Raw genomic sequence first — 10,742 nt, 5'->3', positions numbered from 1 at the left:
TCAGCAGAGGAGAGTTGCAAACTATCCAATTAGGAGGGAATTAGGGAATAGAGTAAGTAGTTCAAATATTTATTGTTTTAACTGAAACAGTCAATATCTTTTTAGAAGCTCGCTAATCACCGACTTGGTTGAACTGTAGCGGAAGATTACGTCGGCGCCTAGATGATGCTGCAATGTTTTGCCCCAAACCTTTGAGATATTTCTATCTCACCTCTCAGTCAAAGAGTACTCGCTCTCGAACAACTCCTAACCAATGACTCGCCAAATATTAATGGTGTTGTCCCAACTACCGCTGGCAATGAGTGTTCCATCAGGGCTAAAAGCAACGGAATAAACTACATCTGAATGTCCCTCTAGGGTGAAAATCTCCTGTCTAGTAAGAAAATTCCACAGTTTGACAATGTTTTCCGAACCTCCACTAGCTAAAGTTTTACCGTCAGGGCTAACAGCTACGCTACTGATAAATGGAATGCTGGAATGTCCCTTAATAGTGCAAATTTCTTGTCCGCTATCCACATCCCACAGTTTGATATTATTGTCCTGACCACCACTAACTAAAGTCTTACCATCAGGGCTAAAAACAACGGAACTCACCCCACGTAAATGCTCTCCAAGTGTGGTGATTTCGCTTCCGGTATTAACGTTCCACAGTTTGATATATTTATCCTTACTGCCACTGGCTAAAATCTTGCCATCGGGACTAAAAGCAACGGAATTGATATATTTGCGATGTCCCTGAAGGGTACTAACCTCTCGTCCGGTGCTAACCTCCCACAATTTGATAGTGCAGTCTTTACTGCCACTGGCTAAAAGCTTGCCATCAGGACTGAAAGCAAGGGAAATAATCAAGGGTAAGCTTCCTACATCACCCGGTTTTGAATGTCCTTTGAGGTGTTTAATTTCTCGTCCAGTGCCAACATCCAACAGTTTAATAGTATCACTTTGATTGTGGGCTAAAATTTTGCCCTCGGGACTAAAGGCAATGGAATTAACCCCACCAGAATGTTCCTTGATAGTTCTAATCTCCTGTCCGGTGTCAACATCCCAAAAGTTAAGGCAGTTATTTTTGTCCTTATATCCACTTCCACTCGCTAAAATTTTGCCATTGGGACTAAAAGCGATAGAAAAAACTTGGTCTGAATGCCCCTTAAGAGTAGTAACTAAGAAAATGCTTCGCTGATCAATTTTGGGGAGTATTTGTATAGTAGGTGAGGATGCTGTAACCTCTGAGCTTGTTGCTTCTAACATCTCTAAGTCTTGTATTACTTCCAAGGCTGATTGATGTCGCTGCTGAACCGCACTTTGAGTCATTTTGTTCAAAACACGCTCTAGTTGGTCACTCACCGGATTGTTATCCAAGTGATGCTGCCACACAAAGGTACTTGCCATGGCGTTATACAGTGTAAATGGCTCAATGTTAGTCAACAGATGAATACAGGTAACACCCAAACTGTAGATATCGCTGGCAAATACCGCTTGCCGAAACATCTGTTCTGGAGCTGCATAACCCGCAGAGCCAATAGTTGTTCCAGTTTTGCCTAAAGCCTTTCCCGCAGCATATTTAGCTGCCCCAAAATCTACCAGCACCAGTCTAGCATCTGAGCCACTACGGATGATATTATCTGGCTTGATATCCCGATGAATTACCTGTCCTTCGTGAATAAATTGCAGCACAGGCAGTAAGTCGCCCAGGAGACTGCGAATCTGTTGCTCTCGAAAAACTCCTATTTCTGCCAACTCTTGAGCTAAGTTTTGCTCGTTAATGAACTCCTGCACAATAAACATCTCCAAAATATAAATTATGAGATAATTAAGGCATAACTAATTAACGTTTGGGGTGCAGAAACTGTGAGTTATACCTGGGAGTACTTGCAACGTAATCATCAAGAAGCCAAGCGCTTGGTAGGAATTAGCTATGAGCAGTTGATTCAACTAATTGAACAAGCCAAACTTTGACATGAGCAGAGACAGAGAGAAATTGAGAAAAAGAAAACTCGGCTGATTAGTGCTGGCGGTGGCAAGACTTCTCTTCTTGCTCTTGAAGAACAAATTATATTAACTTTAATCTATTTACGTCATCATCTGAGCTTTCAGATTCTGGGCTTATTATTTCAAGTAAGCGAATCGACAGCCAATAACATGTTTAATTATTGGCAAGTTCTGTTGCGAGAATCACTACCAGCTAGCTTACTAGAACAAGTAAAAAAGTGCGAAGAAGAGGAGGAAGCAATTATTGAGATGTTGGCAGAGCAGGAGTTAATAGTAGATAGCGCTGAGCAAAGCCGATCAAGACCTTCAGACTATCAAGAGCAAAAATCATTCTACTCAGGTAAGAAGAAAAATCACACTTTTAAAAATCAGTTTATTGTCTTGCCCAAAGGTAAAGATATTATCGATGTAGTAGCAGGAAAACCAGGAACCAAAAGTGACATAAGTCTGATGCGGGAACGTCTGAAACAATTTGATAAAAATCAACTATTTAGTGCTGATCAAGCCTATCTAGGAGAACTTCAAATTCGCACTCCTCAGAAAAAACCGAAAAATGGAGAACTAACCTCACAGCAAAAAGAAGCCAATAAAAAGCTATCTTCTAACCGCATTTTTGTAGAACACGTGATTCGTTTAATCAAGATATTTAAAATAGCACAAGAAAGATTTCGTCTGGAAGCCAGTAAATATGAGTCAGTTATCCTAACCATTTGTGGTTTAGTAAGACTGAGAATTGAGCGGTTAGTTTTCTCGGCAGTGAAAACCCCTGAATACTCAAAGAGAAATGAGATTATTAACCTTGATAGTTTGGCAGTTAAATTAACAACAAAAGCCCCTGATGCTTATGGAGCCGTTGAATCGAGCTAAATCTGTGGAAGTTAGTTTAAGGCTTCAAAGTAAGTCAGGGAGACACTCTTAGCTTTCTGGAGATGCCTAATGTACTGACGGCCATCTTGCCCCAAATGCGCTAACAGTTCGGGAATTTGGGGATGTTTGCCCAACTGTTCCAGCCGCACCGCTTCCTGCTGGAATAACTCGGCAGCTTTTCCAGCATTGTTTTGTCTTTGAGGATAAAGCTGCTTAATCACACAGCGAGGTTTTGACGGTTTATACTCATCCTGTGCTATTAAAGTTCTCCCGCAACCTCCAGCACCAATGAGTTTAATAGGACGATATCGCTCTGCTAGCAACAGTTTTGTACCGCAATTTTGGCAAAACTTTACACCATCGATGTTTTGGGGCTTCTGACAATCGGCGTTAAGGCAGTAACTCATGGATGGATGAGCTTTAGTACATAACTATAGTTCCCAAAAACCCTAGCCAACTCTCAAATGAGCTAAAAATTGCGATCGCACTGACTACCAATCAACCCTTCCGCTTGTATGCTGATACTAGTTGAAAATATAATTTAGTTTTTCCATATTCTTCCTTTCAGCAAAATATTAAATTAAACTAGTTCCATCGGTCTAACATTCACTAGAAGATTGTTAGACCTGAAATTTTTAGTCCTAACTGCGTCTGCGCAGCACTCTATATTGCCTCAAAGCATAGTCAATATCTGCTTGGGTCATGGGGTTAAGAGGATAAATTTGATTAGTTAAAGGATCGACATTCACAAATCCATTGCGTAGCGCTCTAGCTACACCCTTTCTTGCCCAATTAGGAATTTCTAATGCATCTGGATATCTAGCCAGAATTCCCTCAGCAGTGAAGGGAAAGTACAAGGGAAATAACCCATCAGCTTGAGCAAAGATAGCAAACCCTTCCGCCCGATTAATTGTTTGATCGGGAAAGAACATGCCATCTCGATAGCTATTCATTACACCAGTTTTAATTGCTACTTGAATAGCTTGATAAGCCGGATGGGATTGAGGAACGTCTGGCACAGAAACATCCGGTTTAGCTGCATTAGGACGTTGTTCTAATTGCATCTGATCGACTAAGATCTTAGCGAGTTCTGCCCTAGTTACAACTTTTTGTTCCGTCACCGTTTCCTGGGGCGCGTCACTTATTAATACACTGGTTTGATTCTTGTGGTGATCAGTCAGTAATTGTGCTGCTAGAGAAGGATTAGGCAAAAAGCTAAGACTGACTAGAGCAGTAACAGTCGTAGTTGTCAGAAAAATTAGTTGTTTCATTCTCAGGAACATCCAGAAATAAAGATTTATCCGAGTATAGGCGATATAAAGTATCGAAAATTAACAGAAAAATTACAGATTATGTATGAGGTGTGATTCCCATTGTTTTTAACCAGCGATGATTAGCTGCGATCGCTTCTAGCAAGGTTCCATAAACTTTATATTCTACGCCAAACTCTTGGCACACTTGGCTCACAATTGGAGCTAAATTAGCATAATGAATATGGCAAACTTGAGGGAATAGATGATGAACTACTTGATAATTTAAACCACCAAGATACCAGTTGCAAAACTTATTATTAGGCGCAAAATCCACTGTAGTTTTAACTTGACAAATTGCCCACTCATCATCAATATCAGGAGACTGAGAACTCACGTCTAAAAATTCTGCTGTTTCCACTACATGAGCCAGCATTAAAATCACACCAGTTACCAACCCACCAGTCATGTAAGTAAGGCAAAAACCTACGATTGCTTGCATTGGTGTATATCCAGCTATCAGGGGTACACCCAGAAACATACCAAGCCAAAGTAGCTTTAATGTAAAGAATGCAATTAACTGCGATCGCTTAATTTTCGGGAGGGTATACTCATGGGCTCGGCGCTTAAATACGATCAAATTTAACTCACTAACAAACCAAAACCCAGGCATCAAAACGTGTATTAACCAAACAAATAGATGTTGAAACTGGTGATACCATTCGTGGGGTTTATCGGGATGACGCCGCACCCAGCCATCCCAATCTAGTTCAAAATCGTGACCTGAGATATTAGTATAAGTATGATGAATAAAGTTATGATTAAATCTCCACAAGTAACTAGAAACCCCCATAAATAAATCGTAGCTTAACCCCAAAATACGATTTACTAGTTGATGCTCAGAATAACTACCATGATTAGCATCATGCCCTACATTAAAGCCTAAAGCAGCAAGACCTAATCCGAGAAAGACGCAGCCAATTAATTTCCAACCGACAGGTGCTGGATAGAAAATAGTAAATGTCCAAGCAGAGATTATCCAAGCAAAAATTATCCCTGTTTTTAGGTACAGCGCTGGATGATCTCGTTGAGCAAGATCCTCAGAAATAAAATATGCTTCGACTCTGCGATTCAGTTCTTTCCTGAAACCAACACTCTTGCCAAAAGTTACTCTCTTCTGTGTCATTTCTCTATAAATTAATAGATTACCTCCAATTTTATTTTTAGAACAATCTCCTATTTAGTCAAAATATCAGGAACTCTGAAGAATTCTTTTAGCACCTAAGAAACGCGGCGAAAAATAGGAATCTTCCAGGGAACTATAACCCACCCCAGAGGAGGAAGCATGGATAAATTTTCGATTTCCAGCATAGATACCGACATGGGAAGGGCCGGAAGCATAGGTAGAGAAGAAGACTAAATCCCCCGGTTGCAATTGGTCTGGCGCTACACTGACTCCATCGCTAAAATATTGTAGATCAGCGTCGCGGTGTAAGCGGATGCCGTGAACTTTGAAAACAGTATGTATAAAACCCGAACAATCTACACCAGGTGTCGTCATTCCCCCCCAGAGATAGGGTTGACCAATTAGCTGATCTGCGGTTTCCAAAATGCTACCACTCGACACTTGAGAAACTTCCCGTTCTGCATAATCTAGTAACTTTGTGGAGGTAATATATCCCTCACGTCCATCCACTAGTTGAACTGAGGTAAAATCTCCTTCAGTGCTAGGCAATTCTACTCCTACTACCGTACCCAGAGGTAAACTCACCGCAACTGGAGCATTCTGACGTGGCATAGTTCGCACCTCTGCCATGGGTACAGCAACAATCTGGCGTTTTACCCAGTTTTTGCTCTTGTTGGTGGGAATATTTTGTAAAGCTGACTGCTGCACCCATCCTTGGTAATTAAACTGGTCTGGTAAGCTAACTTCTACCCATGAACCACGCTGATTAATCACCTTTACCGCCTCACCATGCAGCGCTTGAGTTACCCTCTCCGAGTCAGTCGAAGTATCTCGGTGAACGTTAACCACCCCAAAGGCAACATAAAGGTTATCTGACTGGAGAGCAGATTTCACCGTCTCTGGTTCAGAGGTGCTGGGAGGCTGTTCTACTGAAGGAATTTGATGCGGTTTTGCTGATTCCTCTACAGAAACACCATGCTGAGCGTCAATCTTAGATAAAGTATCCCTATCCCTTGACTTGAGTTGACGCTCCCTAGCTGAAAACAGATTATCCACTGGTGTAGCTTCCTGCTGGCGATTCCTCCACCAGGAAAACCAACCGACAGCCAGCACGATAAACACAGAGATTACAGCAAATTTTGCCTTTGGCTTGAGGTTAAGCATAGGAATTTCCGCAGGAATATAACATTGTCCAGGTCAGTAATGCGACTATGAGATACGAACACTCTCCCTTGTCCTCCTTGTCTCAAAACCAAGATAGTTGTATTTTGCCCTAATAAAACCGCTATACCTTCTATGATTACTGTTGCATTACCCAAAGGCGCACTTCTGCAAGATAGTATCAAGTTGCTGCAAGCTACTGGCTTAGACTTTAGTGCCTTTTTAGATTCAACCAACCGCCAACTTCAAATTGAAGACCCTACAGGCAAAGCTAAGGCTTTGCTGGTACGAGCCCAGGATGTCCCAGTTTACGTGGAATATGGTCAGGCCCAGTTAGGAATTGTCGGTTATGATGTACTGCGGGAGAAGACCCCGGAAGTAGCTCATCTGGTGGATTTACACTTCGGCAAATGTCGGCTGTCAGTAGCAGTACGCGCTTCTAGCTCCTACCAACGCTCTTTCGAGCTACCTCCCCATGGTCGGGTAGCCTCTAAGTTTGTTCACTGTGCTCGTGAATATTTCAACAACTTGGACTTACCAGTAGAAATTATCCCACTTTATGGTTCTGTGGAACTCGGTCCGATTACCGGGATGTCGGAGGCAATTGTCGATTTAGTTTCCACAGGTCGCACTTTAAAAGAAAATGGCTTGATTGAAATAGACACACTATTTGAGAGTACAGCAAGGCTGATTGCTCACCCCCTCAGTTATCGTCTCAACACAGATGGACTCAACCACTTGGTAGAAGAGCTGCGGGCATTAACCTTGAGTGTTGCGTGCTAAAATTCTCTACCGGATAGAAGTTGCAGCAGAACTAGGACTTACGCATTCAACTGTCATACTCAACGAAAGTGTTCGTGTAGCGTCTCAAACAGAAGCATCTCAGATGTCTGGGAGATCCTTCGCTATCGTTCAGGATGAGATAATTCGGTTATGGTGCGTAAGTCCTAAGAACTTCTGCTTTGTAAAGAAAATCAGGCAAATGTTAATCAATTAAATGTATTGTTGCAATGGTTTGCCTGACTGAATCCCTTCAAGGTAACCCACTGATAATGTGAAATTGAAGCCTGCTTGCTCAGTAGGTGAGCGTTAATCAGTCGAACTGGTTTCCGTGAGGCTCTGAGTCAGACTCGTAATGTTCGCGCCATTCCTAGGAAATGAGGCCGGAATTAGCTGGGTTAAATTCCTTCCCGGTTTTTCTATGCCGTGTGGCGGAAGGAAGCATCTGGGTTGACTTGGAGGAGCCACAGCCGAAGGCTATTACCCAACAAGGAGGAACGGATGAATAAATATCGCTTTCATGACGGACTCACTCTTGCAGAAGAAGCGGAAAAACTCGGAAAAAAAGCTATCGCCTTAGGGTTAATTCCTGGTTTTTCGGTGCATCTATTTGCAGACTGCTGGCAATTCTACATCCCTAATGAGAAAGAATCAGAACCCCTGACTCCAGAGCAAGTATACCTGCACTTCAAGAAACTAGTTGAGCAATCGGGCAAATAAAATTTTTACAGGTATTCACCATGACCTAGAGAACTCTCGTCATGCTCTAAAGAAAAGGATTAGTATTAGCTAATTTTAAGTTACTAAAGTGGACACAATCTCTGCTGTTTCTTAACTAAGACAGTGGAGATTTTTTTTATTAAGGGCGGCTTTTTTGCCGATAGTTTATTGTAGCCGCTGTAAGCTGTTCTTCAGCTCACTCAAACGGTAGTCTTTTTGCGAGATAGAATAGTAAACTACATCACAGTTATAGTAGTAGGCGTCTTTCTCGTACTTCAATCCCACCTTCTCCATAACCCGGCGCGAAGCCAAGTTTTCTGGTTTGGCAACTGCAACAATCTTTTTTAAGTTTACCATCTCGAAGCCGTACTTGAGCGCTGCTTGAGAGGCTTCTGTCGCTAAACCTTGACCCCAATAATATTGATCAAGTAAGTACCCCAACTCAACTTCTAGGGTATGGTCAAGAAAACAAAGTCCACAACGACCAATTAACTTATCATTATTTTTGTCAATCAATGCCCACATACCGAAACCATGTCGCTGCCAATGCTCAATCATCAACAACAAACCAGTTTCCGTCTCTTGTTGAGTTCTGGCACCTCGCCCAACGTACCTCATAACTTCCGGTTCACTGTAGAGACGATACAAATCGTCGAAATCACTTAGCCTGAACAGTCTGAGTTTTAGTCTAGCTGTTTCCAGTTCTAGCATTACCTTTACTTAACTAAAGGACTGGTAACCTGACAAGCAACACAGAATAGTAAACTACACTCTGCTTGCCTTCAGGATTGTTTATTCCACTCATACTTATAATGACTACTTATATTCTTGCGCTACATTGAGAAAGCGTACTTTTTTGCAGTAGTTAAATTTACAACCAGGGTTTTGCATGACTAGCTTATCACCGCCCCCAGAAGCGGATCGAAACCAGCGAAACTCCTCCCAAGCTGCTTTCCGAGGACGTGAGAACGACTGGCGACTCTTCTTGCGACTGTTGCCTTATGCCCGCCGCCACAGACGTCTGGTATGGGCTGCACTTATTTTATTAGTACCCTTGTCTTTTGCCAATGCCATCCAACCTTTATTAATTGGGCAAGCAGTTTCGCTAATTCGCCAAGAATCAACCTGGTCTTTTCTCCAAGATGTCTCGTTGCAGTCTGGAGTCAGTATTCTCGGCATTATGCTGTTACTAACCATAGTAATCCGGCTAGTATTCGGCATTCTTAGTAAATTTTTGGAAGAAAAAATTGGTCAGCAAATTACTGCGGGAATTCGTGATGACCTCTTTGACCATGTAACATCTCTAGCGGTGCGATTTTTTGATAAAACGCCAGTAGGGAGGTTAATTACCCGACTGACGAGTGACGTTGAAGCCCTAGGATTGGTCTTTTCTTCTGGTGCTATTGGTATTATTAATGACCTGTTCTCCATGGCAGTGATTGCCGTTTTTATGTTTTCGCTGCAATGGCAACTGGGTTTAATTTTGGTGGCAATGCTTTTTCCAGTTACTGGCCTGATTGTCTACTTTCAAAAACAGTTCCGCAAAGCCAACTATAAAGCTAGGGAAGAACTTTCGGGACTCAATTCAATGCTGCAAGAAAACATCTCCGGTATGAATATCGTGCAGTTGTTTAATCGGCAAAGATTCAATGCCGAGATGTTTCGCACCGTTAACCAGCGCTATATCGACGAAGTAAACTATACAATTTTTCACGATTCCGCAGTTTCAGCTACTCTAGAAGCGGTTTCTTTAGTTGCGATCGCTGTTGTACTCTGGCTGGGTGGTTTATTAATCTTGAATGACACCTTGACTTTTGGTGTTTTATCTGCGTTTATCCTGTATGCGCAGCGTCTGTTTAACCCCTTGCGCCAGTTTGCAGAAAAATTCACCATGTTTCAAGCTGGTTTCACTGCCTTAGAACGCATCAGTAATCTTCTCAATGAACCCATCGAAATCCTTGACCCTGAAGGGTTGCAAGTTAGAAGTTTACAATTTGGCAATGCACCAGAGTTACTAACAGAAGAAACCAACGGACAACCTGCTAACCCAACTCAAGGAGAAATTCGCTTTGAACACGTTTGGTTTGCCTACAAAGAAGATGATTACGTCCTCAAAGACCTGCACTTTACCATTCGTCCTGGTGAAAAAGTTGCCTTAGTTGGCCCGACTGGTGCTGGAAAGAGTTCGATTATTCGTCTTTTGTGCCGCCTCTATGAACCTACACAAGGGCGAATTCTGGTTGATGGCATTGATGTTCGCGATTTACCCCAGGCTCAACTGCGGCGCTATATGGGTATTATTTTACAGGACGGCTTTCTGTTTTCCGGTGATGTCAAGGGTAATATTGCCCTAGGGGAAGACTACTCCCTTGAGGAAATTCAAGCTGCGGCACAAGCAACCAATGTTGGTAGTTTCATTGAACAGCTACCGGAAGGCTACGACACCCAGTTACGAGAACGGGGAACTAATCTTTCTGGTGGTCAAAAGCAATTATTAGCATTTGCCCGCGCTGCCATTCGTAATCCTGTACTGCTGGTACTTGATGAAGCAACAGCAAGTTTGGATGTTGGTACAGAAGCACTAATTCAACAATCTTTAGAACGACTACTGCAAGAACGTACCGCAATTATTATTGCCCACCGACTCTCGACAATCCGCAATGCTAATCGGATTTTGGTGCTCAAGCGGGGTCAGTTAGTGGAGTCTGGGACTCATGAAGAACTATTGCAAGAGAATGGACTCTATGCCAGCCTATATAAATTGCAGATGTTAGGAAGCTAGTAAATCT

Annotated in this window: 10 protein-coding genes and 1 pseudogene; 5 read left to right on the top strand and 6 right to left on the bottom strand. The window is 42.4% G+C overall.

Annotation, left to right across the window (positions count from 1 at the left end; translation table 11 throughout):
- Positions 1-246 precede the first annotated feature (246 nt).
- Positions 247-1,776 carry a WD40 domain-containing protein gene (locus ACT7WV_RS08405; protein WP_445102472.1) on the bottom strand — a complete coding sequence of 510 codons (1,530 nt, stop codon included), beginning with the start codon at positions 1,774-1,776 and terminating at the stop codon, positions 247-249.
- Between the two features lie 72 nt (positions 1,777-1,848).
- Here ACT7WV_RS08405 and ACT7WV_RS08400 point away from each other — a divergent pair.
- Positions 1,849-2,856 (top strand): annotated as a pseudogene (locus ACT7WV_RS08400) (transposase).
- 11 nt (positions 2,857-2,867) lie between these two features.
- On the opposite strand, the gene ACT7WV_RS08395 reads toward ACT7WV_RS08400, so the two are convergent.
- The 4 genes from ACT7WV_RS08395 to ACT7WV_RS08380 all read right to left on the bottom strand — a co-directional run bounded on the left by ACT7WV_RS08395 (position 2,868) and on the right by ACT7WV_RS08380 (position 6,456).
- Positions 2,868-3,263 carry a 4-Cys prefix domain-containing protein gene (locus ACT7WV_RS08395; protein WP_463424155.1) on the bottom strand — a complete coding sequence of 132 codons (396 nt, stop codon included), beginning with the start codon at positions 3,261-3,263 and terminating at the stop codon, positions 2,868-2,870.
- A 234-nt stretch (positions 3,264-3,497) separates the two neighbouring features.
- The gene (locus ACT7WV_RS08390; RefSeq protein WP_445102471.1) at positions 3,498-4,127 is read right to left on the bottom strand and encodes an S-layer homology domain-containing protein; all 630 of its coding nucleotides are present in this window, start codon (positions 4,125-4,127) and stop codon (positions 3,498-3,500) included.
- Between the two features lie 79 nt (positions 4,128-4,206).
- Complete coding sequence (locus tag ACT7WV_RS08385; RefSeq protein ID WP_445102470.1) at positions 4,207-5,292, bottom strand: fatty acid desaturase family protein; 1,086 nt, start codon at positions 5,290-5,292, stop codon at positions 4,207-4,209.
- Positions 5,293-5,358: 66 nt separating this feature from the next.
- Positions 5,359-6,456 carry a C40 family peptidase gene (locus ACT7WV_RS08380; protein ID WP_445102469.1) on the bottom strand — a complete coding sequence of 366 codons (1,098 nt, stop codon included), beginning with the start codon at positions 6,454-6,456 and terminating at the stop codon, positions 5,359-5,361.
- Between the two features lie 132 nt (positions 6,457-6,588).
- On the opposite strand from ACT7WV_RS08380, the gene hisG reads away from it, so the two are divergent.
- The 3 genes from hisG (at position 6,589) to ACT7WV_RS08365 (ending at position 7,953) form a co-directional block, all read left to right on the top strand.
- On the top strand, positions 6,589-7,236 hold the full coding sequence (gene hisG / locus ACT7WV_RS08375) for an ATP phosphoribosyltransferase (protein ID WP_445102468.1): 648 nt from the start codon (positions 6,589-6,591) through the stop codon (positions 7,234-7,236).
- Between the two features lie 374 nt (positions 7,237-7,610).
- Complete coding sequence (locus ACT7WV_RS08370) at positions 7,611-7,742, top strand: hypothetical protein (RefSeq protein ID WP_445102467.1); 132 nt, start codon at positions 7,611-7,613, stop codon at positions 7,740-7,742.
- The gene (locus ACT7WV_RS08365; RefSeq protein ID WP_445102466.1) at positions 7,735-7,953 is read left to right on the top strand and encodes a hypothetical protein; all 219 of its coding nucleotides are present in this window, start codon (positions 7,735-7,737) and stop codon (positions 7,951-7,953) included. The genes ACT7WV_RS08370 and ACT7WV_RS08365 overlap by 8 nt, the downstream gene beginning before the upstream one ends.
- A 165-nt stretch (positions 7,954-8,118) precedes the next feature.
- On the opposite strand, the gene ACT7WV_RS08360 is transcribed toward ACT7WV_RS08365, so the two are convergent.
- A complete protein-coding gene (locus tag ACT7WV_RS08360; protein ID WP_445102465.1) occupies positions 8,119-8,664 on the bottom strand; it encodes a GNAT family N-acetyltransferase in 546 nt (181 codons plus the stop codon).
- Positions 8,665-8,842: 178 nt separating this feature from the next.
- On the opposite strand from ACT7WV_RS08360, the gene ACT7WV_RS08355 reads away from it, so the two are divergent.
- Positions 8,843-10,735 (top strand): ABC transporter ATP-binding protein, encoded by a 1,893-nt coding sequence (locus tag ACT7WV_RS08355; RefSeq protein WP_445102464.1) that lies wholly within the window; start codon positions 8,843-8,845, stop codon positions 10,733-10,735.
- The last annotated feature ends 7 nt before the right edge of the window (positions 10,736-10,742 follow it).

The sequence above is a fragment of the Symploca atlantica LB2515 genome (assembly GCF_052546295.1).
The sequence above is the reverse complement of the archived record's forward strand: the minus strand, read 5'-3'. Positions and strand labels throughout refer to the sequence as shown.

What these genes read in the sequence shown, in the direction of transcription:
- ACT7WV_RS08385 (WP_445102470.1), bottom strand. Translation starts at nt 5,292, where the DNA reads ATGACACAGAAGAGAGTAACTTTTGGCAAGAGTGTTGGTTTCAGGAAA.
- hisG (WP_445102468.1), top strand. Translation starts at nt 6,589, where the DNA reads ATGATTACTGTTGCATTACCCAAAGGCGCACTTCTGCAAGATAGTATC.
- ACT7WV_RS08390 (WP_445102471.1), bottom strand. Translation starts at nt 4,127, where the DNA reads ATGAAACAACTAATTTTTCTGACAACTACGACTGTTACTGCTCTAGTC.
- ACT7WV_RS08380 (WP_445102469.1), bottom strand. Translation starts at nt 6,456, where the DNA reads ATGCTTAACCTCAAGCCAAAGGCAAAATTTGCTGTAATCTCTGTGTTT.
- ACT7WV_RS08360 (WP_445102465.1), bottom strand. Translation starts at nt 8,664, where the DNA reads ATGCTAGAACTGGAAACAGCTAGACTAAAACTCAGACTGTTCAGGCTA.
- ACT7WV_RS08370 (WP_445102467.1), top strand. Translation starts at nt 7,611, where the DNA reads ATGAGGCCGGAATTAGCTGGGTTAAATTCCTTCCCGGTTTTTCTATGC.
- ACT7WV_RS08365 (WP_445102466.1), top strand. Translation starts at nt 7,735, where the DNA reads ATGAATAAATATCGCTTTCATGACGGACTCACTCTTGCAGAAGAAGCG.
- ACT7WV_RS08395 (WP_463424155.1), bottom strand. Translation starts at nt 3,263, where the DNA reads ATGAGTTACTGCCTTAACGCCGATTGTCAGAAGCCCCAAAACATCGAT.
- ACT7WV_RS08355 (WP_445102464.1), top strand. Translation starts at nt 8,843, where the DNA reads ATGACTAGCTTATCACCGCCCCCAGAAGCGGATCGAAACCAGCGAAAC.